This window comes from Agrobacterium cavarae (assembly GCF_004310285.1).
Lineage (GTDB): Bacteria > Pseudomonadota > Alphaproteobacteria > Rhizobiales > Rhizobiaceae > Agrobacterium > Agrobacterium cavarae.
The window spans coordinates 399,599-424,904 of record NZ_SISF01000033.1 but is presented as its reverse complement, the minus strand read 5'-3'; the positions used below and the strand labels follow the sequence as shown (position 1 = coordinate 424,904).

Sequence of the window (25,306 nt, the reverse complement as noted above, 5' to 3'; positions counted from 1 at the left end):
CTTTCGGCGCCGGGCATCCGTATTCCAATCGATGTGCAATTTATGAAAAAAAGCTGAAAGGCTTGTCTCGATGATCAAGTTCTCTTTCCTTCGCGCGATGATGGTGGCCTCCGGCCTCATCCTGTCGTTCGTTGCGATCACTCCAGCCAACGCGGAAGTTCGGCTCAATATCACCAAGGGCAATGTGCAGCCGCTGCCGATTGCGATCACCGATTTCATGTCGGGTGACGGCATCGGTGCGCAGGTTTCCGCTGTGGTTGCGGCAGACCTGCAGCGCTCCGGCCTGTTTGCGCCGATCAACAAGAGCGCCTTCATCGAAAAGATCAGCAATCCGGACCAGTCCCCGCGCTTTGAAGACTGGAAGGTCATCAATGCCCAGGCACTGGTGACGGGCCGCGTGACGAAGGAGGCCGATGGCCGTCTTCGCGCCGAGTTCCGTCTGTGGGACACCTTTGCCGGCCAGCAGATGATGGGTCAGCAGTTCTTCACCCAGCCGGAAAACTGGCGCCGCGTCGCTCATATCATCGCCGATGCCATCTATGAGCGCATTACCGGTGAAAAGGGCTACTTCGACACCCGCGTCGTTTTCGTTTCCGAAAGCGGCCCGAAGCAGCAGCGCAAGCGTCAGCTCTCCATCATGGACCAGGATGGCTTCAACGTTCGTAACCTGACCAACACCAACGATCTGGTGCTGACGCCGCGCTTCTCGCCGAACCGGCAGGAAGTCACCTATATGTCGTTCGAAGGCAACCAGCCGCGCGTCTACCTGCTGCAACTGGAAACCGGACAGCGCGAAGTCGTCGGCAACTTCCCGGGCATGACCTTCTCCCCGCGCTTCTCGCCGGATGGTCAGAAGGTGATCATGAGCCTTCAGCAGGAGGGCAATGCCAATATCTACACGATGGATCTGCGCTCGCGCACCACGACGCGTCTGACGAATACCGGTGCGATCGACACGGCACCGTCCTATTCGCCGGACGGCCAGCGCATCGCCTTTGAAAGCGACCGTGGCGGACGCCAACAGATCTATGTGATGAATGCCGATGGCTCGGGCCAGACGCGTATTTCCTTCGGCGACGGGTCCTACTCTACGCCGGTCTGGTCTCCGCGCGGCGATCTGATTGCCTTTACCAAGCAATCGGGCGGCAAGTTCTCCATCGGCGTGATGAAGCCAGACGGTTCTGGCGAGCGCATTCTGACGTCCGGCTTCCACAATGAGGGACCGACCTGGGCGCCGAATGGACGTGTGCTGATGTTCTTCCGTCAGAATGCCGGCGCCGGTGGTCCGCAGCTCTATTCCATCGATCTGACAGGTTATAACGAGCAGATGGTCAAGACCCCGACCTATGCGTCCGACCCTGCTTGGTCGCCACTGCTTGACTAAAGCGTATTGCGATCTTTCAGATTCGCTCCCTGCGCATTAGGCCTTGTTCTTTCGCATGTCGTTCTCGCAAAGCCGCTCTACCGTTTTGCTTCGACCATGCCTGATAAATACCCGCCACAGCATCTCGAACCGGAGTTGTTGTGGCGGTTTTGTGGAGAATACCGGGAATGCGCCTCTTTCTTGCCGCAAAATGCTGTGAGGGAGCAGAAAAGTGGGACATTTCCGTTTTGTTAACCATAAGCGTTCGGGGGCCGTTAACCTCAATCGGTTAGCGTCTGGCAACGTTATCGAAATCCTAAGGAGAGACCGGCGATGAGCCGTACACAAACTTCGGCGCTTAGCCCAATGCAGAAAATCGCCCGCAATCCGGCTGTTATCGCTCTGACGCTTGCTCTGGCGCTTGCCGGTTGCGCGAACAAGAAGAACATGCCGAACAGCGCTGGCGAGCTTGGCCTCGGCGGTGGTGCTGGTTCCGCAACGCCTGGTTCGCAGCAGGACTTCACCGTCAATGTCGGCGACCGCATCTTCTTCGATACCGACTCCACCTCGATCCGCGCCGACGCACAGCAGACGCTGCAGCGCCAGGCCCAGTGGCTTGCTCGTTACCCGAACTACGCCATCACGGTTGAAGGCCATGCCGATGAACGCGGCACGCGCGAATACAACCTGGCGCTCGGTGCACGCCGTGCGGCCGCCACCAAGGAATTCCTGGCATCCCAGGGCGTTCCGGCCAACCGCATGAAGACCATCTCCTACGGCAAGGAACGTCCGGTCGCCGTTTGCGACGACATCTCCTGCTGGTCGCAGAACCGCCGCGCGGTTACCGTTCTCGGTGGCGCAGGCATGTAATTGCCTCGCGCAATCGTGATGAAATTTGCAAAGGCGGCCCTCGGGTCGCCTTTCGTTTTTTTCATAGTTTGGCCGAAGTTAAGTTGCTTTTTCATCGCAGATGGAAAAAATCCGGAGTTGCGCCGCTGGGGCGCAAATCAATGAGACAGGAAGCACTATGAAGAAACTTGTCGTGGCGGGAATGCTGGGGCTTGCAGCCTGCACCGGCTTCAGCGGCACTGCAGTGTCGCAGCCGTTGTTTGGCTGGGGTGGGAACCCTAGCACGACCAATTCGCGGGCTCCGGTGGTCAATGTCCAGGCCAACGAGACCTACCGCGTACAGCAGCTTGAAGAGCAGATCCGTCAGTTGAACGGTCGTATCGAAGAGATGAGCTTCCAGCTTCTCCAGATGCAGGAAACCATTCGCAAGGCGCAGGAAGACAATGAGTACCGCTTCCAGGAACTGGAAGGCGGCGGCAAGTCCTCTGCACCGGCTGCAGCACCCAAGAAAAAGGCCGAGGCGGATCTTCCGCCTGCAGGCTCTTCCGCCGGTCCGTCTGACGATGTCGCAACAATTATCGGAGAGCCGTCCACCAACGGCGCTTCGGTGCCAGGCAGCGCAGCACCCACCGGTCCGCGGTCCAACGCGGCACCCGGCGAGACGACGCTTGGCTCGATCGAGCTCGATTCGCGTGGCCTGCCGGTTGGCGGCACGCTGAATTCCAGTGCCAACAATTCTGCAGGCGCGCTTCCAGGTGTAAGCACGGGTGGCAAGTCCACCAGCACCGATCCGGTCAATACCGCGGCGCTGACCAGCGAAAACGATATCTACCAGGCGGCTTACAGCCATGTGCTTGCTGGCGATTACAAGCAGGCGGAGCAGGGCTTCGAACAGTATATCCAAGGCTATCCCAACGGCTCGAAGGCGGCGGATGCCAGCTTCTGGCTTGGCGAAGCGCAATATTCCCAGGGCAAGTTCACCGCTGCGGCGAAGACCTTTCTCGACGGACACAAGAATTACGGCAAGTCTCCCAAGGCACCTGAAATGCTGCTGAAGCTCGGCATGTCGCTTGCCGCACTTGATAACAAAGACACCGCCTGCGCCACGCTGCGCGAAGTTCCGAAGCGCTACCCCAGCGCCTCCAAGACCGTTCTTGGCAAAGTTACCAGTGAACAGAAGCGCATCGGCTGCTGAGCCTGCTCGCCGCCCCCGCTATGGCACCCCTCTCTTCTCCGCTAGCGCCGATCGAGGCAGCGCGGAATCTTCTAGAACGCATTTCAACACCCGCCCTTCTTCTGGTGGCGGTCTCAGGTGGAAGTGATTCCACCGGCCTGCTTCTTGCCCTTCACGAGGTTTTGCGTGTCTCCGGTCGAGACGATGTCCAGCTTCATGCCGTGACCATCGACCACGCTTTGCGCCCCGAAGCGGCGGATGAAGCGCAAGCCGTTCAATCCTTGTGCCGCGGGCTGAATATTCCCCATGACATCCTTCGCTGGAATGACAAGAAGCCGAGAACCGGCATCTCCGCCGCAGCGCGGCTCGCGCGGTATCGGCTGATCGGAGAGGTCGCCGAGACGATCAGCGCAACAGCCATTGTGGTCGGACACACGCTGGACGACCAGCGCGAGACAATCGCGATGCGCAGTCAACGAAGCGCGCAGGCTGGCATGCCCGGCCTCTCCGGCATGGCGGATGCGGTTCTCTACAATGCCCGCCACTGGGTGCTGCGCCCGTTCTTGAGCGTGCGGCGCGAGGATATTCGCGACTATCTCGCCGCCAAAGGGCAGGGCTGGTTCGATGACCCCAGCAATGAAGACGACACGTATGAGCGGGTGCGCGTGCGCAAGCTCTCAAGGGATGCCGAACCACCGTCCCGAGAGCCGTTGCTCGACAGGACGGAACTCGCATCCCGCGCCGCGGCTTTCGTCTCTGGCGCGGTGCAGGCTTATCCGGGTGGTCTGATCAAGCTCAGCGCCGATTGCCTTGGCGATGATCCCGCCGTCATCCGCTATGCCCTTACTGCGCTCACTTGCGTTGCAGGTGGCCGCGCCTATCCGCTTGCAGCGGAGAGCATGGACCGGGTGATGGCCTTCGTCACCGCCAGAGAGCCAGGCAGGCTGACGGCAGGGCGAGTCATCTTCGACCGGCGCAAGGATGGGTTATACCTGATGCGCGAGAACCGGGACGTGCCGACGATCACCGTTGCTCCCGGCGAGACCGCGAGGTGGGATGAGCGGTTCGAGATCGTCAATCATTCTCTGGCTCCGGTGACCGTTTCCGGCGGGGCGGTTGCTCACGGAGAGGATACCACGCTCACCACCGTTCCGGCTGGCGTGCTGAAACGCGCGAAGCTCTCGCAGCCACGTGTTACTCCGGAGGGTGCAGGGCAGGGGGAGGCTGATCTCCGATCGATCACCATGCGCCCATTGCTAGCTCCCTACGACCTGTTTCTCCCGCGCTTCGACCTCGATTTGGCCAACGCAATTGCGCTCAGTCTCGGGCGCGGCGTCTATCCGCAGCTTCCGCTGCAAAGTTTGTGGTAAATTTCGCAGAGTTTTTACCGCAAAACACATCTCCTTCCTCCCTTCGCCTTGGCAACCGCAACTGTCCTCCTTATGTTAGGGGCAACATAATGGCGGGCGGTCATCCGTCCGTTGGAGTTCGGGGAGTTCAATGAACCCAAATTTTAGAAATTTCGCCCTGTGGGCGGTGATTGCTCTTCTGCTGATTGCTCTTTTCAGCATGTTTCAGACGTCGCCGTCTCAATCCGGCTCGCGCGAAATTCCATATTCGCAATTTATTCGTGATGTCGATGCAGGCCGTGTCCGTGAAGTGACGGTAACGGGCAACCGCGTTCTTGGTACCTATACCGAGAATGGAACGACCTTTCAGACCTATTCGCCGGTCATTGACGACTCGCTGATGGACCGTCTTCAGCAGAAGAACGTCACCATTGTCGCGCGTCCTGAAAGCGATGGTTCCTCCGGTTTCCTGAGCTATCTCGGTACGCTGTTGCCGATGTTCCTGATCCTTGGTGTGTGGCTATTCTTCATGCGGCAGATGCAGGGTGGATCGCGCGGCGCGATGGGCTTTGGCAAATCCAAGGCGAAGCTTCTGACGGAAGCACATGGCCGCGTCACCTTTGACGATGTCGCCGGTGTCGACGAAGCCAAGCAGGACCTGGAAGAAATCGTCGAATTCCTGCGTGACCCGCAGAAGTTCCAGCGTCTCGGCGGCAAGATCCCGCGCGGCGTGCTGCTCGTCGGTCCTCCCGGTACGGGTAAGACGCTTCTGGCGCGCTCGGTTGCCGGTGAAGCCAATGTGCCGTTCTTCACCATTTCCGGTTCCGACTTCGTTGAAATGTTCGTTGGTGTGGGTGCATCCCGTGTCCGCGACATGTTCGAACAGGCGAAGAAGAACGCGCCCTGCATCATCTTCATCGACGAAATCGACGCCGTCGGTCGCCATCGTGGCGCCGGTCTTGGCGGCGGTAATGATGAACGCGAACAGACGCTGAACCAGTTGCTGGTCGAGATGGACGGCTTCGAGGCCAATGAAGGCATAATCCTGATCGCCGCGACCAACCGTCCCGACGTTCTTGACCCCGCACTGTTGCGTCCAGGCCGTTTCGACCGTCAGGTCGTGGTGCCGAACCCGGATATCGTCGGTCGCGAGCGCATTCTGAAAGTGCATGCGCGCAACGTGCCGCTGGCGCCGAATGTCGATCTCAAGGTGTTGGCCCGTGGCACGCCCGGTTTCTCCGGTGCCGATCTGATGAACCTCGTCAACGAAGCAGCCCTCATGGCCGCGCGCCGCAACAAGCGCGTCGTCACCATGCAGGAATTTGAAGACGCCAAGGACAAGATCATGATGGGTGCGGAACGCCGCACGACCGCCATGACCGAGGCCGAAAAGAAGCTGACCGCTTACCACGAGGCAGGCCACGCCATCACGGCGCTGAACGTGCCGGTGGCCGATCCGCTGCACAAGGCGACGATCATTCCGCGCGGTCGCGCGCTCGGCATGGTCATGCAGTTGCCGGAAGGCGACCGCTACTCGATGAGCTACAAGTGGATGGTGTCGCGCCTTGTCATCATGATGGGCGGCCGCGTTGCCGAAGAACTGACCTTCGGCAAGGAAAACATCACCTCGGGCGCATCCTCGGATATCGAGCAGGCGACCAAGCTTGCGCGTGCCATGGTGACGCAGTGGGGCTTCTCCGACGAACTCGGACAGGTTGCCTATGGCGAGAACCAGCAGGAAGTCTTCCTCGGTCACTCCGTGTCGCAGTCGAAGAATGTTTCCGAGGCAACAGCGCGGACGATCGACAGCGAAGTTCGCCGTCTGATCGACGAGGCTTACACTGAAGCGCGCCGCATCCTGACCGACAAGCACGACGAGTTCGTGACTCTTGCCGAAGGCTTGCTCGAATATGAGACGCTGTCGGGCGAAGAGATCAAGTCGCTGCTGAAGGGCGAAAAGCCTGCCCGCGATATGGGCGACGATTCGCCCCATAACCGCGGCTCGGCCGTGCCGAAGGCGGGCGCCAAGAAGGATGGCCCGAACGAGGCGAAGGGCGATGGCGAAGCGGAAGGCGGCATGGAGCCCCAGCCGCACTGAGTTTCGTGCATAAGTTTACGACGGGAAGGCCGCTTCGAAAGAGCGGCCTTCTTGTTTTTTAGGTGTCGCCGGCGACGCTTGCTTGTCCAAAAGCTGTCGCAAATTTTTCCGTCGTCATGGTCGGGCTTGACCCGACCATCCATTGGCAACAACCGTAAGCGATTGAAACATATGGATCCTCGGATCGAGCCCGAGGATGACGCAGGGTGTGGGGGCGGCGGCGCCAGTACCATAGCTTCCCGTCTGTAATCAGCCCCTCTTATTGTTGTCGCTTCGCCCGCGAAGCCTCCGCTTTCCTGGGGAGAACCTGGGCCGGTCACGACATATATTTCGTTTTTGCGGTAATTTACGTGCTGCCAGACTCGCTTTGTGGCATCTAGCGAAAAAAGGTTGCCGCATCTTAGTGCACGGCGCCGCCATATATTTGGAGTTCACATGACACGTCGCTATTTCGGAACTGATGGCATTCGCGGGCAATCCAACGTTTTCCCCATGACGCCGGATCTGGCGATGCGGGTGGGGATTGCCGTCGGCACGATCTTCCGTCGTGGCCATCACCGTCATCGCGTCGTGATCGGCAAGGATACGCGTCTGTCCGGCTATATGCTGGAAAACGCCCTGGTCGCCGGTTTCACCGCCGCCGGTCTCGATGTCTTCCTGCTCGGCCCGATCCCGACTCCCGCCGTTGCCATGCTGACCCGCTCGCTTCGTGCCGATATCGGCGTGATGATTTCCGCCTCGCACAATCCCTTCGCAGATAACGGCATCAAGCTCTTCGGCCCGGATGGCTATAAGCTTTCCGACGAGCTGGAGCTGGAAATCGAAGACCTGCTCGACAAGGACATCCATGCACAGCTTGCCAAGCCGCATGAGATCGGTCGCGCCAAGCGCGTCGACGGCGACATTTATCGCTATATCGAATTCGTCAAGCGCACCCTGCCACGCGACGTGACCTTGAGCGGGCTCAGGATTGCAATCGACTGCGCCAATGGCGCGGCCTACAAGGTTGCACCGACAGCGCTTTGGGAGCTCGGCGCCGAGGTCGTGACCATTGGTAACGAGCCGAACGGCACCAACATCAATTTCGAGTGCGGCTCGACGCATCCGGACGCGTTGCAGAAGAAGGTGCATGAAGTGCGCGCCGATATCGGCATCGCGCTCGATGGCGATGCCGATCGTGTCATCATCGTCGATGAACGGGGCCAGATCGTCGATGGCGACCAGTTGATGGCGACGATCGCCCATAGCTGGGCCGACGACAATATACTGCGTGGCGGCGGCATCGTCGCAACCGTCATGTCCAATCTCGGCCTCGAACGCTTCCTTGGCGACAAGGGGCTGACGCTGGCGCGCACCAAGGTGGGCGACCGTTACGTGGTCGAGCACATGCGCAACCACGATTTCAATGTCGGCGGCGAGCAATCCGGCCATATCGTGCTTTCCGATTACGGCACAACGGGCGATGGTCTTGTCGCGGCGCTTCAGGTTCTGGCGCGCGTCAAGCGCTCGGGCAAGACGGTCAGCGAAGTGTGCCGCAAGTTCGAGCCCGTGCCGCAGCTCTTGAAGAATGTCCGCATTTCTGGTGGCAAGCCTTTGGAGAACCCGGTGGTGAAGCAGGCGATTGCCGATGCCGAAAGCGCGCTTGCCGACAAGGGCCGTCTCGTCATTCGCCCATCCGGCACCGAGCCGCTGATCCGCGTCATGGCAGAAGGCGATGACAGTGCCCAGGTCGAGCGGATCGTCAACGATCTGGTCGGTGTGATTGGCAGCGTCAAGTCGGCGGCTTGAAGGTAATCAACTGATAGGACGGGGAAAGGTAACGTCTTTCCTCATTCCTGTGCTTGTCACAGGAATCTAGCCGCCGCGCGTCTGCGCGGCGAGAGGAGTTCTTTCAGACCAAAGACTTGGTTTGACGGGATTCCTGTGACAAGCACAGGAATGACGAACGTAACTATCAATGCTCCCGTTCCTTCGTCGCCGTCGCGGTGCAACTCGTCGAAGACACAGAAAAGATAAGCTCGATCAAAGACATACGTCGTACGTCACAACATCGAACCGGACAGCAATGGGTCCAGACCAAGGGTGATCAAGAGGCGAGGTCAGAACGCCTCGGTATTTTTGCTGCGCTTGCTTTGCCGCCCGCTTGCCTATGACCGCGTCACGCCCACTGCTGAAGGCTGTCCTCAACACATCCGTTCAGAAAGGCATGCACATCATCCGCCTGGATCGGACGGGAAAAGACATAGCCCTGCACCAGCGTACCGCCGAGCGCCTTGATGACGGCGAGTTCGGCCTGAGTTTCGACGCCCTCCACAATCGTGTCCAGGCCCATTTCACGGCTGAGCGTCAGCAGCGAGCGGACGATGTTGTAGCTGGCGTCGCTATCCTGAATGTTTCTGACGAAGCTGCGGTCGATCTTGAGCTTGGTCAGCGGTAAAGAGTGAAGCGAGGTCAGGCTCGAATAGCCGGTGCCGAAATCGTCGAGCGAAATGCCGCAGCCGATCTTTCGTAGCATCTCGACGGATTTGCGTGCCTGCCGGGTGTCGTGAATGATCGCGGTTTCGGTGATCTCGAGATCCAGCCGCTGCGGGTCGAAGCCGCTATTGGCGATGATGGCGATGATGCCAAGCGTGGCTTCAGAGCTGTTGATGTCCTGGGCAGAGAGATTGAAGGACAATCGAATGTGCTGCGGCCATGTCTTCGCAGCGGCCAATGCCTTTTTCAACAGCGGTTTGGTCAGCATGTTGATGATGCCGGCGCGCTCTGCGATCGGAATGAACTGTGCCGGTGGGACAGTACCGAGAAGCTTGCTGTTCCAGCGCGCAAGCGCTTCGAAACCGACTGTCTTGCCGGAGTTGACGTCGAGGATCGGTTGATAGACCACCGACAACTCGTTTGCGAGATCGGCTTGCCGCAGCGTCTGCTCCACGCGCGCATCGCGGTGGATTTCGACGATATGCTTGGTGGTGAACAGGGTGCTGTTGCCGCGATGTTCGCGCTTGCTCTGGTAGAGCGCATAGTCGGCCCGGTCGAACAGTTCCTCGGGCGTGGACGCCACATCCGGATAGATGGCGATGCCGATCGAGGCGGAAATCATGATCGTCGCATCCGGCGTTTCAAAGGGGATGCGGAGTTTGGAGCCCATCAGGTTTCCCGCGGCAAGAACGGTATTCTCGTTCACCTGACCGGAGATGATGAAAGCAAACTCATCGCCACCCAAGCGCGACAGGAACATGCTTTCGGCGTTGCAGACGTCTTGCAGCCTCTCACCGACCTCTTTCAAAAGCCGGTCGCCAGCGGAGTGCCCGTAAAGGTCGTTGACGGGTTTGAAGCCGTCTAGATCGATCACACCGACGGCGAGGCGATGATTTTCCGCCTGGGCGAGGGTGAAGGACGTGTCGAGATGATGAAAGAAGGCGCGGCGGTTCGGGAGTTCGGTCAAGCTATCGATATTGGCGAGCTTGAGGTTCTCGTTGCTCAGGGCTTCGGTCTTCTGCTGCGCCAGCACCATTTGCTCGAAATTATCGTAGTTGATCTTCAGCACGACCAGCATGCCGAAACAGACGAGCAGAATGTTGATGGCTGTGGCAATGAGCGTCAGGTGCCCGGTGGATGCGAAGAAAACGACGAAGGTGCCGTTGACGATCGCCGTGACCATGAGGGCGGCAGAGCGCACATGCATCATGCAGAAGATGCAGGAAATGACGGTGATCGCCATATAGAAGGCGACATGTGATTTCTGGAAGGCGTCCCCATAGGGATAGAGAAGACAGGACCATGTGGTAAAGGACGCGGCAATTACCGCCCCAAGGATGTTGATCCGCCTCATGCTGGATGCGACAGCCGCAATGGGCGGAGTATCACCTCTAGACCGTAGCCAAAAGAGGATGCGCGCCCCGCACATCACGGTGAAGAGGCATGGGACGCCAAGCGACAGCAGCCTCGGCGCGGTGTGCAGATAGGTTAAGGCCAGCGCCCACGTGCTCGAGAGTAGAATGAAGTACATCATCGGCATCTGCTGGCTGAAGGCCACATATTGCGCTCTCAACAACACCGGATTGTCCCGAGGTGTGGGAGAGAAGTCGAAGATGCTTTTCAGATTGGTTTTCAACGAAGGCCACTCTCGAACAGTTGTTGTGTCGTCTTCTCAACGGGATTGTCGTGATGCAGTTGCTAGCGAACGCTGTGAGTGGCTTCGTCGTGGTCGCTTGTGGGGACGATGACGGGCAAAGTCTAAACGTTCTGCGTTTGAACCATCTGGAAGGGTCTAAGTTTCCCGATGTTCACACACGTTTCGTTTTATACTGTGTGCCGGTTAATACTGTTGTCTATCAAAAGGGAATAATTCTACAGAAACGTACCGGTTCGGCGCAGCGGCGTAGACTTGCTGACGTGCAGCTTTTGGATGTGCTGGAGCGCATTCCTGCGTGTGAATGCGCACTTTGAGGTGTAGACGTTGCTTCCTTTAACCGGGTGTTGACTGTATTTATTAGCAAAACGACCTGTACTGGCCGTGATATTAATCGTCACTTAACCAATTTCCTTCATGTTTCATAAGTGAAGAATTCACTGGTGTACGCGCCGTTCGCGTATGCCGTTTATGGAGCCGCCCACATGAAGAAGAGCCTGATCGGTGTCGTTGCCGCTCTGATGGCAGGTCAGCACGCACTCGCTGCGGATGTCTATCAGTCAGCCCCACCAGCCTATATTGAGCCCGCACCGGAAATTCAGGTGAAGGAAGCAAGCGGCTGGTATCTGCGTGGCGATGTCGGCTATTCCTTCAACAAGTTCCGTGGCGGCAGCTTCAACCGGGCAGTGTCGGCATCCGCGATGGAAGATGTGAGCTTTACCAGCACGTCCCAGAAGGACAGTGTCCTCTTCGGCGCAGGCGTGGGCTACCAGATCAACAATTATCTGCGAACCGACCTGACCCTCGATTATCTGTCGAAGTCGAAATTCCGGGGCTCCGCTCCAAGCCTCGAGTCGCACACCTCGCTGCAGGCCTTTGGCCTGATGGCGAACGCCTATGTCGATCTCGGCACCTATGGCCGTGTTACCCCCTATCTCGGTGCAGGTATCGGTGGCGCGCATGTGAAGTGGGATACGTTCAAGACCGATTCGGGTTGCTGCGAATTCGATGGCAAGGGCAGCTGGCGCTTCGCTTACGCTTTGATGGCCGGTGCCTCGGTTGATGTCACCTGCGACTTCAAGGCCGATATCGGCTATCGCTTCCGCCAGATCGGCCAGGGCGAAATGTTCGGTCTCAATGGCGCTGCTGGTCCTGGTCGCGACAAGGGCTTGACCTCGCATGAAATCCGTCTCGGCGGCCGCTATGTCTTCAATGGCTGCGATACCGCACAGTACATGCCACCAGCCGATATTCCGGTTCAGCCTGCCGTTTACAAGTAAACGTCACAGACCGACTATAGACTTCGACCGCTCGTATCTCATCGATACGGGCGGTTTTCGTTTGTGCGGTTATCGGCTTCTGGCGCAGATCGGACAAAATTATCGAAGCTTGCGACATATTCCGCTTGACGGAAACGGGCGAGAGGAATAGCAACGGTGTCAGGACACTCCACCCTAACGTGGAGCGCCTATCTGGAAGGATAGTCAAATGACAGATATAGTGAAGCCGGACGTGCGTCCGGGCAATACGCATTTTTCTTCAGGTCCCTGCTCGAAGCGCCCCGGTTGGTCGCTTGAAGTTCTCGCCGATGCACCGCTTGGCCGTTCGCATCGTGCCAAGGTTGGCAAAGCCAAGCTGAAGCAGGCCATTGATCTCACCCGCGAAATTCTGAATGTTCCCGCCGATTATCGTATCGGTATCGTTCCCGCATCCGACACCGGCGCCGTTGAAATGGCCCTGTGGTCGCTGCTTGGCGAACGCGGCGTGGACATGGTTGCCTGGGAAAGCTTCGGTGCCGGCTGGGTGACCGATGTCGTCAAGCAGCTGAAGCTCAAAGATGTTCGCAAGTTCGAGGCCGATTACGGCCTCCTGCCGAACCTTGCAGAGGTCGATTTCGACCGCGACGTGGTCTTTACCTGGAACGGCACCACCTCCGGTGTTCGCGTTCCCAACGCCGATTTCATTCCCGCCGATCGCAAGGGCCTTACCATTTGTGACGCAACCTCTGCCGCATTCGCGCAGGATCTCGATTTCGCCAAGCTCGATGTTACGACCTTCTCCTGGCAGAAGGTTCTGGGCGGTGAAGGTGGCCATGGCGTCATCATTCTTTCGCCACGCGCCGTCGAGCGTCTGACGACCTATGTTCCCGCCTGGCCACTGCCGAAGATTTTCCGCATGACGTCCGGCGGCAAGCTGATCGAAGGCATCTTCACAGGTGAGACGATCAACACGCCCTCGATGCTCTGCGTTGAAGACTATATCGATGCGCTTCTCTGGGCGAAGAACCTGGGTGGCCTCAAGGCGCTGATCGCCCGTGCCGATGCCAATGCCAAGGTCATCTTCGACTTCGTCGCCGAGAACAACTGGATCGCCAATCTGGCGGTTGCCGATGAGACGCGCTCCAACACCTCCGTCTGCCTCAAGATCGTCTGCAAGGATGTTGCAGCCCTTGATGCTGGCGCCCAGGCCGATTTCGCCAAGGGCATGGTTGCCCTTCTCGAAAAGGAAAACGTCGCGCTCGACATCGGCGCCTATCGCGACGCGCCGTCCGGCCTTCGCATCTGGGCTGGTGCGACCATCGAAACGGCCGACATGAAGGCTGTGATGCCCTGGTTGAAGTGGGCTTTCGAAACGCAGAAGGCAACGCTTGCCAAGGCTGCGGCCTGATCAATTCCGGCCCTGCGCGTTGCAGGGCCGCACACACTTTTCGCTTTCACGCATAAACCGCTTTTCAAGGAGCCCACACCATGGCACCTCGCGTACTCGTATCTGACGAACTGTCGGAAACCGCCGTTCAAATCTTCCGCGACCGTGGCGTCGAGGTCGATTTCCAGCCGAAGCTCGGCAAGGACAAAGACAAGCTTGCCGAAATCATCGGCAATTATGATGGTCTGGCCATCCGCTCTGCCACCAAGGCGACGGAAAAGCTTATCGAATCGGCCAAGAACCTCAAGGTCATCGGCCGCGCCGGCATCGGCGTCGATAACGTCGATATCCCCGCTGCATCGCGCCGCGGCATCATCGTCATGAACACGCCTTTCGGCAACTCCATCACCACGGCAGAACACGCCATCGCGCTGATGTTTGCCGTTGCCCGCCAGCTTCCGGCAGCGGATACCTCCACCCAGGCCGGCAAGTGGGAAAAGTCGAAATTCATGGGTGTCGAAATCACCGGCAAGACGCTCGGCGTCATCGGTGCCGGCAATATCGGCTCCATCGTCTGCTCACGTGCGCTCGGTCTGAAGATGAACGTGCTGGCTTACGATCCCTTCCTGTCGCCGGAACGCGCACAGGAAATGGGTGTGACCAAGGTCGAGCTCGATGAGCTTCTGGCCCAGGCCGACTTCATTACGCTGCACGTGCCGATGACCGACAAGACGCGCGGTATTCTGGGTGCGCAGAACCTTGCCAAGACCAAGAAGGGTGTCCGCATCATCAACTGCGCCCGTGGCGGTCTGGTGGATGAGGCAGCGCTTGCCGACGCCATCAAGTCCGGCCATGTGGCTGGCGCCGGTTTCGACGTCTTCGAAGTCGAGCCTGCAACCGAAAGCCCGCTTTTCGGCCTGCCGAATGTGGTCTGCACGCCGCATCTCGGCGCGTCCACCACGGAAGCACAGGAAAATGTCGCGCTGCAGGTTGCCGAGCAGATGTCGGATTACCTCGTCAAGGGTGCGGTTTCCAACGCCATCAACATGCCTTCGATCACCGCTGACGAAGCGCCGCGTCTGAAGCCCTTCATCAAGCTTGCCGACGTCCTCGGCTCTTTCGTTGGTCAGGTGCAGGAAAGCGCCACCAAGGAAATTGAAATCCTGTATGATGGTGCAACCGCCAACATGAACACCAAGGCGCTGACGAGCGCGCTTCTGGCCGGTCTCATCCGTCCGCAGGTGGCAGACGTCAACATGGTTTCCGCACCGATCATGATCAAGGAAAAGGGCATCATCCTCTCCGAGGTCAAGCGCGACAAGACCGGTGTCTATGACGGCTTCATCAAGCTCACCGTCAAGACCGAAAACCAGGTTCGTTCGGTTGCCGGCACGGTGTTCTCGGATGGCAAGGCCCGCTTCATCCAGATCAAGAACATCAACATGGATGCCGATGTCGGTCAGCACATGATCTACATCACCAACACCGACGTGCCTGGCATGATCGGCTTCATGGGCACGACGCTCGGTGAGGCAGGCGTCAACATTGCAAACTTCCAGCTTGGCCGCGAAGCCAATGGTGGCGATGCGATTGCGCTGCTCTATGTCGACGGCCCCGTTTCGGAAGAGGTGCTCGACAAGCTGCGCGCCAACCCGGCCATCCGTCAGGTCAAGCCACTGACATTCAACATCGACTGATCGGCGAGAGCCTTCTTGACCGTTTTAGCCCGGTGCGGATCCTATCTGCACCGGGCTTTTTATTGCGCGATGAAGCGTAAATCTACCGAGGATTGCATATCACGAAATATTTATGGTTCTCACCCTCAAAACAAAGACCGATAGTTGCTATATGCCTTTTGTTCTTTGTCGCTCAATGGGAGGGCGACCCAACAGGAGATGACGATGTTTGCTGCCATTCGGCGCTTTAAAGGTTTGTTCGCAGTTGCCGCTCTGGGGATTGCGGTTTCGTTCGTGGCTGTCGATATGGCAGAAGCGCGCCGCGCGAGCGGCGGTTTCGGCAGCCGCGGCACGCGGACCTTTTCGGCACCGCCCGCAACCAATACCGCACCGGGCCAGGCCGCGCCGATGAACCGCAGCATGACGCCGAACACGAACCAAGCGACCCAGCCAAATGCAGCGCAGCCGGCACGTCCAGGCGCGCAGGCGCCGCAGCAGAACCGCGGCATGTTCGGTGGCATGATGGGCGGTCTCATGGGCGGCCTGTTGATGGGCGGCCTGTTCGGCATGCTCATGGGTGGCGGCTTCGGCGGTCTGGCTGGCTTCTTCGGAATGCTGCTGCAGGGACTGCTGATCGGCGGTCTCATCATGCTCGCCATGCGTTTCTTCGCCTCGCGCCGCAAGGCCGCTGAGCCCGCTTATGGCGGTGCAGGCGGCTCGAACAACGCGCGCAGCGACTATTCCGCCAATCAGCCCCAGGGCCATGGTGGTTTCAAGATCCCGCAGATGGGCTCGCGTGCCGGTGCCTTTGGTGGCGCTGCTGCCGCAACGGCGGCTGCCGAATCCGTGGTTGCCAAACCCGTACCGCATGAAAATGCCATGTCCGAAGGCGACGAAATCGGCGTGACGCATGGCGACCTCGAAACCTTCCAGCACATGCTGCAGCAGGTTCAGTCCGCTTATGCTGCGGAAGACTACGGTACGCTACGCAAGCTGACGACGCCGGAGGCCATGTCTTATCTTGCCGAAGAACTCAGCGACCATGCCACGAGCGGCGTGAAGAACGATGTACGCGATGTGACGCTCTTGCAGGGTGACGTTGCCGAAGCCTGGCACGAAGAGGGCCAGGATTACGCGACCGTTGCGATGCGTTATTCGGCGATCGACATCATGCGCGACCGCGCCACCGGCAAGGTCATCGAAGGCAATGAGCACGAACCGGAAGAATCGGTCGAGATGTGGACCTTCGTTCGCAAGGGCGGATCCGACTGGCAGGTGGCCGCAATCCAGGCCGCTGCGTAACGCGCATCGATTTCTTCCAATGATTTATGGCGCCGGGGTCAGACCCCAGCGCCTTTTTCTTTTTTGCCGCTTTGCACTGGTGAGCAGGCGGTTCAGGCGACCGGCGTGAAATGGGGGAGGGACGGTGCCCAACCTTGTCCACGTATTGCCTTTTTTCGTTCATCCCGCATTCAGTCGCGGCCTTCTAACCAGACAGGCACACGTCAATGTGAACCGCTCGCGTTTTAGCAAATGCGCGCATAGGCGGAACTCCCGCCTTTTATTCGCGTTGACAATCCGAACTTCGGGCCGACCTTCGGACAACACCCGAGCAGAGGAACACGGCGACCAGCCACAGCGCGGTCCGCGAAATGGAGAGCTTTAACGATGAAACGCTTCGACCTGATCGACGGGATGCGCGGCTATTTCCTCGTCTTTATGCTGATCAACCATCTGGTCTTCGCAGGCGGTTTCTGGCTGGTGGAAATCAACCATCGCCAGTTTGCCTTCGTTGAGGACGCACAGGGCTTCGTGTTCCTGTCCGGCCTTCTGATCGGCATGGTGTATGCCCGCAAGATGGTGAAATACGGCTACGAGGCCGGGCGCGACATGATCTGGAACCGTGCGCTCGAACTGTACAAATACGCGATGGGACTGGTGATCGCCGTCCTCTTCGCACGCATGGTCATCCCGCACGCTCCTTATATCTGGTACAATTGGCTCGGCATGACGTCCTTTGACGATCCGCTTCGTCTGGCGGCCATAGCCACCTTCCTGTTCCAGCCGACCTTCATGGACATCCTGCCGCAATATATCGTCTACATGATCTTTGCGCCCTTCCTGGTGAAACTGTGCATCGACGGCAAGTGGGCCTATGTCATGGCCGGGTCTCTGCTGGTGTGGATGGCGGGACAGCTTGGCCTGCAGCAGCTCTTCACCGCGCCGATGAACGAGATCGTCAAGGGCGTGGACGAGCAGGGCATTCGCGTCAGCTTCAACCTGTTTGGCTGGCAGCTGGTGTTCTACACGGCACTGGTACTCGGCGCGATGACTGCGCAAAACCGTATTCCGTGGACGAAGATATTCTCGCCGGAGCGTAGCTGGATTGCCAAGGCCGCGCTGATCGTCTGCGTGTTCTTCGTGCCGCTGCGCATTGCCACCGCCTGGAACCTGATGCCGGAATTCGTGCTCGGCAAGTTCTCGACCATGGAAATCCGCGCCGACTTCGGCCCGGTTTACCTGATCAACTTCCTTGCCGTCGGTGTTGGCCTCACATGGCTCATCATCGCCGGTCCAAAGCATCACAACCCGATCGTGCAGAAGATCGCCGCTGGCGTCATCTGGGTGCTGTCCCTGAAGTTCCTGCAGCTTCTTGGTCGCCACTCGCTGCAGGTCTATGTGTGGCACGTCGCCATCGTCTACGGCATCTACTATCTGGATGGCCGCACGGCAGAGCTGACGCAGATCCAGAAGACAGCGATTGCCGTCGTCGGTATCGCGATGCTGGCGATCCCCGCTCTCTGGCGCGAACGAGACAAGTGGATCGGCAACAGCCAGAAGACTGCTGGCGCCTGATCCGGCAACGCAACGACAAATCCTCTACGGGGTGGCACGTGCCGCCCCGTACTTGCGTTTAAGGGCTTTTCTTTCTATATGCAGCGCTTGAAAATCCAAGCTTCCATGCCTCTCTTGAGGCGGAGCCTCATGGATTTGACGACAGGCGGCGGGGCCTTTACCCCCGTTATGACTGACGATTGGAAAAACCTTGAATACGCTCGACTTTGACAAGAAGCCGGAAGATACCCGGATTGTCGTTGCCATGTCCGGTGGCGTCGATTCCTCCGTGGTGGCTGGCATTCTCAAGCGTGAGGGCTATGACGTCCTCGGCATCACCCTGCAGCTTTACGACCATGGCGCCGCCGTTCATCGCGCTGGCTCCTGTTGTGCGGGCCAGGATATCGACGATGCACGCCGCGTGTGCGAAACGCTCGGCATTCCCCATTACGTGCTGGATTACGAAGCGCGTTTTCGTGAGACGGTGATCAACCCCTTCGCCGAAGCCTATGCCATGGGCGAAACGCCTGTGCCCTGCGTGGCCTGCAACCAGACGGTCAAGTTCGCCGATCTGCTGGCCACCGCGCAGGAACTGGGTGCCGACGCGCTGGCAACCGGCCACTATATCCGTTCGCGCCGCAACCCGGTGGCGGGCAACCCCAACCGCCGCGCGCTCTATCGCCCGATCGATAGTGACCGTGACCAGAGCTGGTTCCTGTTTGCAACGACACAGGAGCAGATCGATTACCTGCGCTTTCCTCTTGGCGGCCTCTCCAAGGCGGAGACGCGTGCGCTGGCGGAAGAGATGGGCCTGGTGGTGGCCAAGAAGGCTGACAGCCAGGACATCTGTTTCGTGCCGCAGGGCAAGTATACCGACATCATCAACAAGCTGAAGCCGAATGCAGCCCTTGTGGGCGATATCGTCCATCTGGATGGCCGCGTGCTCGGCCGCCACGACGGCATCGTGCATTACACGATCGGCCAGCGCCGCGGCATCGGGGTCGCAACCGGCGAGCCACTCTATGTCGTCCATCTCGACGCCCGCGGACGCCGCGTCATCGTCGGCCCACGCGAGGCGCTGGAGACCCACCGCGTCTATCTGCGCGACATGAACTGGCTCGGCGACGCAGCACTTGAAGAGGATGCGGCCGGCGGCTTTGCCTGCTATGCCAAGGTCCGCTCCACCCGCCCACCGGCGGAAGCCGTTCTCCATACCGACGAGAAAGGCATCTATGTCGATCTCGCCGTCGGCGAGGCGGGTATCGCACCCGGTCAGGCCTGCGTTCTCTACTCCGCACCGGGCGCGGACGCGCGCGTCTATGGCGGCGGTTTCATCGAGCGCTCGGAACGCTCGGCAGAGGCCGAGGCATCGCTCAAAGCTCTGCTCGCCAACCCGGTCGCAGCCTGAAATCGGCACTCCGGCCAAGTCTGTCGAAAGACTGACTTTTTGCGCATCTTGCGCTTGACACTTTAGGGAGCGGCACCTTATAAGCCGCTCATCCTGATGAAACGGGCCGCACATCGCAGCTTTGTTTCCCTCGTGGCGGGGTAGCTCAGGTGGTTAGAGCAGCGGAATCATAATCCGCGTGTCGGGGGTTCAAGTCCCTCTCCCGCTACCATTCTTTACGTGTTCATACCGAATACATGGGTAATAGTTTCTACCTAATGTACTCTTTGGCGCTGTATTCTGTAGCGCGATTTCGGAATTTTGACACGAGAAACTGGAATTTTGTTTATTCCTAACCCGTGTCAAAGCGTCTAACGCGACTTCAAATTGGTTTACTCTCTCGATTAAAGTGTCACGAGCTCGCAGTAGCTCGCTGCCTCAGGACTAACGATGTCATGGTAGCCGGTCACTCCTGTCTCAGTGGCCCAAGTAAACCGGAATTCTTTCTGATGGGAATACCGCTCAGGTTTCAGGAAGGCCCGCGCGGGACCGAGCATATCCGCGAAGTCGGTACCCAATATGATGTCTCGGTTATCTCCCTCTTCAGGAATGTCCTCGTTAGTCAGGCCAACTAGAACTCGCCCATCACTATAGACGCATCTGGCAAAGTGGCATTCAAGTCCACCGAGGGTCTCCGATATAGCCATGCCGAAAGCTTCGGGGTCCTTGATCCTAATCGCTGCATCGTAGCCGAACTTTTCAATTACAACTGGCGCCGCGTCGCCTGCGAAGCAGCATAGTATCCATTCATTCAACCCCCCAATCACTTGGCGCACAATAGTGCCACGATTTCCAATTCCGAACATGATGGTTTCACCTTCGGATCTGTCACCGATCTCGGGGTGCTCGTATTGTCGGAAATGAGCGATTGAACCTAGCCGCAGCTTGCCGGTCTCAAGGAAGGCTCTTGCATGATCGGAGCGCATCATTTTAATAATCGGTCTAGCAGGTATCCGATCAATCTTCATGTCAAGCACATAGGTGAGTTTAGGCGAATTCCCGGGAAGCCTGCGTTGTAGTTTCCTCGCCATCTCTTTCATCTCATCCTCTGGGAGACGGCCTCGTAACATGATCATTGAGCCGAGGGCCGCGATCCCATCAACAACAGCTACAGGCGTGCCATCAATCGTTTCAACGAATTGTCCGTCCCGCATAAACGTCGCAGTAAGTCCGTCTTTTATCACTAAGTCTCTAGCCATCTGATTCCCCTCCGTTGTGGCTATCGAGAATATCGAGTGCATCACGAGCGATGAATAGATCATCAGCCACTGACGCTGCTTTGTGGAAGACTTTGATTGCTCTGCGCAGATCTGGATAACTTCACAATTTGATCAAGATGGTCTGTAAGTTCAGAGATATTAATAAACGTAACCATTCAAACCTCCGCGACAATGTGGCGAAATACTACGCATTGACGCAGGGCTCATCCATATCGATTTTATAGCTTAGCGTTGCGCGCCATTACGGCGCGTAACGCCTGTAGTTGTTCACTAGGAGCTTCTACACCTCGACGAATGTCCAAGGCATTCTCGACCGCTTCCTGAAGTCGACGAAATCGAGCCTCTGCACGCACACCCTGCAATGGGCATGAAAGAAGGGTGTCCGCATTCTGTGGCTGGCATCCGCATTCGGCTATGCGACCTTGAAACCTCTAGTTTAAACCACAATCCCACCGTCGCGCCAGGAAGTGGTAAGGGTTCATCATGAAATATAAAGAGAGAAAAGAAGGAGACTAGCGTGTATTGAGAGGTGTCTAACATGCTTAAGCGCGATCATAGGGGAGTATCGCATATGCATTGGAGAGAAGACCTAAATATTAACACGAATAAGTTGTCTTTGGCGCAGGCGGTTATCAGATATTTTATATCACCGAGTTTCAAGGTCGTTACCCGCTACCGCATGTACCGGTGGCTTTACCAGCGCGGATTGCTCGGCCGTATTCTCCACAAGCCGCTATTCGTGGCCAATGTCAAAATGGGTGCGTATATCTCGCCGAAAGCTGTAATCGGCAAAGGATTTCACCTGCCGCATCCAGTGGGCATTGTAATCGGCGAAGGTGTCAAACTGGGCGACAACGTAACGATCTTCCAAGGCGTTACGCTCGGTGTCTCGAAGGAAGGCAAGGGAGATTATCCCACGCTTTCTAATGACGTCACTGTCTACGCAAACTCGGTTCTTGTTGGCGAGATTAATGTGGGCCCCGGCGCTCAAGTTGCCGCTCTGAGCTTCGTGAACGAGGACGTTCCAGGAGGAATGGTGGCTGCGGGTTCGCCGGCAACAATGAGAAACCCGCGTGACCGGCTCCCCGTATCCTTGAACGGCTGAACACGATCGTAAAGACGTCTCTCGCGCCCATCGTCTCAATGGGAGCAGCCCCGGGCGAGCCCATGTGGAGCGATCCAATGTGTATGGAGTACGCTCTCCCGGGGCGTCTTTTAATGGTGTAATGGACTGGTGTACGCCATGGGGTGTCGCTTGGCAGTCCTAGAGTAACAGACGGGACTGCTCGTCTTGAAAAATGAATTCCACTGCCTGTTTCCACAGCAGGTATCCATCGTAATTTAAGTGTACGTAATCCACGCTTTGCGCTTCGGTCAGTTCTCGCCCGTTCGTTACGGACTTGTTGACATCTACAAAGGTGCATTTCTCAGATTTACAAAGCTGTCGTTGCCGCTCGATGAGTTGAGAAATGAGCTCGTTTGCGGCGGGACGGCGCGTCATGATTGTCGATTGCAGAAATACGGTGTTCCCATCCTTATTCAGTTGGCGAACGATCTCTGTCAAATTGTGCATAATGTCGTCAACGCCCACTCCGGCCAAAATGTCATTGACGCCACCCATGACGAGCACGCGGTTACGGGTTATATTCAGGCTTTTGACCCGCTCAAGCATTCCACTTGTTGTGTCTCCCGCCAGTCCCAAATTGAGTATATCTGAGCGATTAAGCAAAGCTGGCCAATTGGCGAACTGGGTCAGCGAGTCGCCCATCATGACGAACCGAGACGATGGCATCCCACTCGCTAAAACAGCTTTGTATTGAACGTGAACCTGATCTTCGGACAAAGGTTTGCCGAGGGTCATCCATGCGGCTTTTCGAATTCCACCTCGGACCACGCTGCTGGATTGATCAAGAACAGCTCCAGCGGCGATCAGTACGCCAGCGGTCACAAGCATAGAGGCCCATCGTAAGAATTTGCGCAAGTCATCCCCCCAGACGCGAACATCTTTTATTTAGATGTTTTTATATTAGAGGATTCTTTTATTACTTATTTCGATCCCGTCAACAGGGAGTATGAGAGCTTTCGAAATAACACATTAAAAAGATCTGCGGGCTTCAGCTTGGAGTGAAGTCGTCTGCATTTTGCAGGTGCAATCAAGTCGATTCCTGCACCTTGTACCAATTTGCTTGCACCTTACGGACATCCTCATCAGAAAGCGGTCGATCTGCAATTGCCAGATAAGCTCTGTTTGCTTTGGCCTGATTTTGGTAGGGCACCGACTGCAACCGTTCATCACCGTCTCCGTGAACGACTGGAGCGTAGGGCATTTCGGCTATGCTTCCGTCCATGTGCCCGAATGGCTGTACGCCGCCGCCGCTGACGTAAAGCCGGTTCTTTGCCGTGAAGAATTTCATGTGGTCGGGGGCGTCTTCGTAATTATAGACGGCCGAAGGCTCGTGCACGTGAACCATCAGTTGTTCCTGACCGACCTTATAGAGGTACTGCAGGTTATCGCGCGTCTGCTGCGGAAGCGGCGCATCGAACTTTATAGGCGAAGAGTCATCGATATTCTCGAGGACGGATGCGGTTAGCGTCAGGTCCTGATTGTCCGTCTGAGACGTGTTGATCACCTCATTGGTGAACCTGCGGATCAGGGCAGTCCAATAATTGTATTTTAGCAATGTCTGCATGAGGCCGTCGTAGTTAAATTTCGTCGTAAGATCGGCGAGTTTACGGCGTGCGACGACACTTGCGGCGTCCTTTGTAGCAGACGGCTTGGTCGCAACCGCCGGCACAGCATGATGATGTCCCAGCATCCAGATTGCGTCTGACCGCGTATCAGCCTGCGGATCACCTTTCGACAGACTCCACGTTACCTGTACGTTGTTATCGGCTGCTCCGCTTTCGAGCATCGCGAACGATAGAATCGTGAAGCCGTTGCGACCGAGGTTGAACGTCTCTTCCGACCTATAACTGTTCAAATTACTGTTGTCGGGGCTATGAATGCCTTGAAGGCCCGTATCCGGATCGGTGTAGCCAAACTGGAGCGTACTGTTTGTATTGAATATCAAGTTCACGTTTCCGCGCTCGCCGGCAACTCGCCCGGTAGAAGGGTCTGCCCTGCGCATGTCGATCAGGTCGATATTGAACAAAGCCTTGACCTCAGCGAGTGTCGCCGCAAGATGCTGCTGGCCAATAAGCGCCATGCGCGCCTGGATAGCTCGGATTTGCCCCATTGACCTATTTTTTGTGACGACAACGCCGCCGACCAGGATGTTGCCGCGGTTGCGCTTCGACAGTTTTTTGTCGCTGCCGGAAAAGATAGAGCCGATAGCGAGATCAGGGTTGTCCATCGATCCACCCAGAATAGCAGATGTCTGAGCTTCGCTGAGGGCCACATCCTTCGTGATTGCGCCATTCTCGAATTCCCGATAGCGGGTGGATGAGAAAATGTGGGTGGTTACATATTGCGCGTTCTTCGGGAACCGATAGGTCGCGCCTGATTTTTTGCCGGTTGCTGAAATGGTCGTGCCGCCAGTGGCGATGCTCACGCGATCAGGACCGGAGCCACCGCCACCAGCGTAGGCTTGGAACCGGTTCGCCTTGCCATTGCCAAGGGTGACAATGTTGTTACGAGCGTTCAAACCATCGAGCGGATCGTTTCCATTCGGAACGCCCCTCATGACGTCTTGTGCAGAGGACATGCGTTGATTGGGCGACCAAAGAATATGAACCTCGAACTGTTCTCCTGAAGACAGATGTATGGGTAATGTCACCGACAAGGCGCTCGCGCCTGCGAGATCGATTCCCGTGCCACCCCGATCAGTTAACCTTACCTCCTGTGCATCACTGCCTTTCCGCATCGCTGTGGCGAAGCGGGGGACGATGCCCGCAGCGCTCATGACGGGCGTGCCATCTATGGCGACCATGGTCAGTTGAGAGCCATTTTGGTCAGGCCAAGACAGGAAACCTGCATTTGACGGAATTGCTGACACCGTTTCTCGACCAAGCGCGTCACATCCATTTTGGAAGACTGCACCCGTGTCGATATCCGTTCCCTTGACAGTCGGGGAGGTCCAATCGGCGACCATCCGGGCATTACCGAAGGCGGCAATAGTGCTCGCCTTGTCGGCCTTGGCGATCGGTGCGTCGAGCGGGATACCAGCGCGAGGCGCCGTTGCCGTCATTGCCACCGCACGTCCTGTGCTTTTCGCAAGCGATGGGGCTATTGTGCCAGCCGAGAGAACACCAAGGCCAAGGATCAGATTTCTACGATTGCTGTCCAATGCGAGCCTCCGCCGCTCGGCCTAACGATACCGATGGTCTCGTACTGTCAGACAGATGATAGCCGCAACCGGCTCACCAATGCTAGTCTCGGAACCCGCAGCACCAGCCGTCAGCTTTCAATGTGCTTGTTGCAGCATTGAGGCAGGTTACTATCCCAACCGCGCTATCTTGGTTCAGCAGAACAATCGATGCTGCTGCCTGCAGAGATAGAGACAGGAGAATGCCCGATAGGC

At 57.6% G+C, this 25,306-nt stretch carries 17 protein-coding genes and 1 tRNA gene; 14 read left to right on the top strand and 4 right to left on the bottom strand.

What is annotated here, in order from left to right:
* Nucleotides 1–70: 70 nt before the first annotated feature.
* The 6 genes from tolB to glmM all read left to right on the top strand — a co-directional run bounded on the left by tolB (nt 71) and on the right by glmM (nt 8,621).
* A complete protein-coding gene (gene tolB / locus EYC79_RS20410) occupies nt 71–1,384 on the top strand; it encodes a Tol-Pal system beta propeller repeat protein TolB (RefSeq protein WP_062427955.1) in 1,314 nt (437 codons plus the stop codon).
* 312 nt (nt 1,385–1,696) lie between these two features.
* Nucleotides 1,697–2,233 (top strand): peptidoglycan-associated lipoprotein Pal, encoded by a 537-nt coding sequence (pal, locus tag EYC79_RS20405; protein ID WP_062427956.1) that lies wholly within the window; start codon nt 1,697–1,699, stop codon nt 2,231–2,233.
* A 157-nt stretch (nt 2,234–2,390) separates the two neighbouring features.
* Complete coding sequence (ybgF, locus tag EYC79_RS20400; RefSeq protein ID WP_062427957.1) at nt 2,391–3,407, top strand: tol-pal system protein YbgF; 1,017 nt, start codon at nt 2,391–2,393, stop codon at nt 3,405–3,407.
* Between the two features lie 20 nt (nt 3,408–3,427).
* Nucleotides 3,428–4,756 (top strand): tRNA lysidine(34) synthetase TilS, encoded by a 1,329-nt coding sequence (tilS, locus tag EYC79_RS20395; protein ID WP_130979331.1) that lies wholly within the window; start codon nt 3,428–3,430, stop codon nt 4,754–4,756.
* A 130-nt stretch (nt 4,757–4,886) separates the two neighbouring features.
* Complete coding sequence (gene ftsH / locus EYC79_RS20390) at nt 4,887–6,833, top strand: ATP-dependent zinc metalloprotease FtsH (protein WP_062427959.1); 1,947 nt, start codon at nt 4,887–4,889, stop codon at nt 6,831–6,833.
* Between the two features lie 435 nt (nt 6,834–7,268).
* Entirely contained in the window at nt 7,269–8,621 is a 1,353-nt protein-coding gene (glmM, locus tag EYC79_RS20385; RefSeq protein WP_062426211.1) for a phosphoglucosamine mutase, read from the top strand.
* Between the two features lie 370 nt (nt 8,622–8,991).
* Here glmM and EYC79_RS20375 read toward each other — a convergent pair whose 3' ends face one another.
* The gene (locus tag EYC79_RS20375) at nt 8,992–10,944 is read right to left on the bottom strand and encodes a putative bifunctional diguanylate cyclase/phosphodiesterase (RefSeq protein WP_418123453.1); all 1,953 of its coding nucleotides are present in this window, start codon (nt 10,942–10,944) and stop codon (nt 8,992–8,994) included.
* Nucleotides 10,945–11,447: 503 nt separating this feature from the next.
* Here EYC79_RS20375 and EYC79_RS20370 point away from each other — a divergent pair.
* From EYC79_RS20370 to EYC79_RS20340, 7 genes are all read left to right on the top strand, one after another.
* Nucleotides 11,448–12,242, top strand: coding sequence for an outer membrane protein (locus EYC79_RS20370; RefSeq protein ID WP_062598840.1), 795 nt, complete (start codon nt 11,448–11,450; stop codon nt 12,240–12,242).
* Between the two features lie 208 nt (nt 12,243–12,450).
* Nucleotides 12,451–13,629, top strand: a complete 1,179-nt coding sequence (locus tag EYC79_RS20365; protein WP_130979329.1) for a phosphoserine transaminase — start codon at nt 12,451–12,453, stop codon at nt 13,627–13,629.
* Nucleotides 13,630–13,709: 80 nt separating this feature from the next.
* Entirely contained in the window at nt 13,710–15,305 is a 1,596-nt protein-coding gene (serA, locus tag EYC79_RS20360) for a phosphoglycerate dehydrogenase (RefSeq protein ID WP_062598839.1), read from the top strand.
* Between the two features lie 204 nt (nt 15,306–15,509).
* Nucleotides 15,510–16,586: a Tim44 domain-containing protein gene (locus EYC79_RS20355; RefSeq protein WP_130979328.1), complete on the top strand. Its 1,077-nt coding sequence runs from the start codon at nt 15,510–15,512 to the stop codon at nt 16,584–16,586.
* 366 nt (nt 16,587–16,952) lie between these two features.
* Nucleotides 16,953–18,140 (top strand): OpgC family protein, encoded by a 1,188-nt coding sequence (locus EYC79_RS20350; protein ID WP_111848828.1) that lies wholly within the window; start codon nt 16,953–16,955, stop codon nt 18,138–18,140.
* A gap of 190 nt (nt 18,141–18,330) precedes the next feature.
* Entirely contained in the window at nt 18,331–19,527 is a 1,197-nt protein-coding gene (gene mnmA, locus EYC79_RS20345; RefSeq protein WP_130979327.1) for a tRNA 2-thiouridine(34) synthase MnmA, read from the top strand.
* A 134-nt stretch (nt 19,528–19,661) separates the two neighbouring features.
* A tRNA-Met gene (locus EYC79_RS20340) sits at nt 19,662–19,738 on the top strand.
* Between the two features lie 172 nt (nt 19,739–19,910).
* Here the strand turns inward: EYC79_RS20340 and EYC79_RS20335 are convergent.
* Entirely contained in the window at nt 19,911–20,765 is an 855-nt protein-coding gene (locus EYC79_RS20335; protein ID WP_130979325.1) for a hypothetical protein, read from the bottom strand.
* Between the two features lie 559 nt (nt 20,766–21,324).
* Between EYC79_RS20335 and EYC79_RS20330 the strand changes: the two genes are divergently transcribed.
* A complete protein-coding gene (locus tag EYC79_RS20330) occupies nt 21,325–21,891 on the top strand; it encodes a serine O-acetyltransferase (RefSeq protein ID WP_113181028.1) in 567 nt (188 codons plus the stop codon).
* 159 nt (nt 21,892–22,050) lie between these two features.
* Here the strand turns inward: EYC79_RS20330 and EYC79_RS20325 are convergent, their stop codons facing one another.
* Both EYC79_RS20325 and EYC79_RS20320 read right to left on the bottom strand, forming a co-directional pair.
* Complete coding sequence (locus EYC79_RS20325; RefSeq protein WP_130979324.1) at nt 22,051–22,740, bottom strand: GDSL-type esterase/lipase family protein; 690 nt, start codon at nt 22,738–22,740, stop codon at nt 22,051–22,053.
* 199 nt (nt 22,741–22,939) lie between these two features.
* Entirely contained in the window at nt 22,940–25,072 is a 2,133-nt protein-coding gene (locus EYC79_RS20320) for a hypothetical protein (RefSeq protein ID WP_130979322.1), read from the bottom strand.
* Nucleotides 25,073–25,306: the final 234 nt, after the last annotated feature.

Coding starts and splice junctions, on each gene's coding strand:
- tolB (WP_062427955.1), top strand. CDS start 71: ATGATCAAGTTCTCTTTCCTTCGCGCGATGATGGTGGCCTCCGGCCTC.
- pal (WP_062427956.1), top strand. CDS start 1,697: ATGAGCCGTACACAAACTTCGGCGCTTAGCCCAATGCAGAAAATCGCC.
- ybgF (WP_062427957.1), top strand. CDS start 2,391: ATGAAGAAACTTGTCGTGGCGGGAATGCTGGGGCTTGCAGCCTGCACC.
- tilS (WP_130979331.1), top strand. CDS start 3,428: ATGGCACCCCTCTCTTCTCCGCTAGCGCCGATCGAGGCAGCGCGGAAT.
- ftsH (WP_062427959.1), top strand. CDS start 4,887: ATGAACCCAAATTTTAGAAATTTCGCCCTGTGGGCGGTGATTGCTCTT.
- glmM (WP_062426211.1), top strand. CDS start 7,269: ATGACACGTCGCTATTTCGGAACTGATGGCATTCGCGGGCAATCCAAC.
- EYC79_RS20370 (WP_062598840.1), top strand. CDS start 11,448: ATGAAGAAGAGCCTGATCGGTGTCGTTGCCGCTCTGATGGCAGGTCAG.
- EYC79_RS20365 (WP_130979329.1), top strand. CDS start 12,451: ATGACAGATATAGTGAAGCCGGACGTGCGTCCGGGCAATACGCATTTT.
- serA (WP_062598839.1), top strand. CDS start 13,710: ATGGCACCTCGCGTACTCGTATCTGACGAACTGTCGGAAACCGCCGTT.
- EYC79_RS20355 (WP_130979328.1), top strand. CDS start 15,510: ATGTTTGCTGCCATTCGGCGCTTTAAAGGTTTGTTCGCAGTTGCCGCT.
- EYC79_RS20350 (WP_111848828.1), top strand. CDS start 16,953: ATGAAACGCTTCGACCTGATCGACGGGATGCGCGGCTATTTCCTCGTC.
- EYC79_RS20335 (WP_130979325.1), bottom strand. CDS start 20,765: ATGGCTAGAGACTTAGTGATAAAAGACGGACTTACTGCGACGTTTATG.
- EYC79_RS20330 (WP_113181028.1), top strand. CDS start 21,325: ATGCTTAAGCGCGATCATAGGGGAGTATCGCATATGCATTGGAGAGAA.
- EYC79_RS20325 (WP_130979324.1), bottom strand. CDS start 22,740: ATGCTTGTGACCGCTGGCGTACTGATCGCCGCTGGAGCTGTTCTTGAT.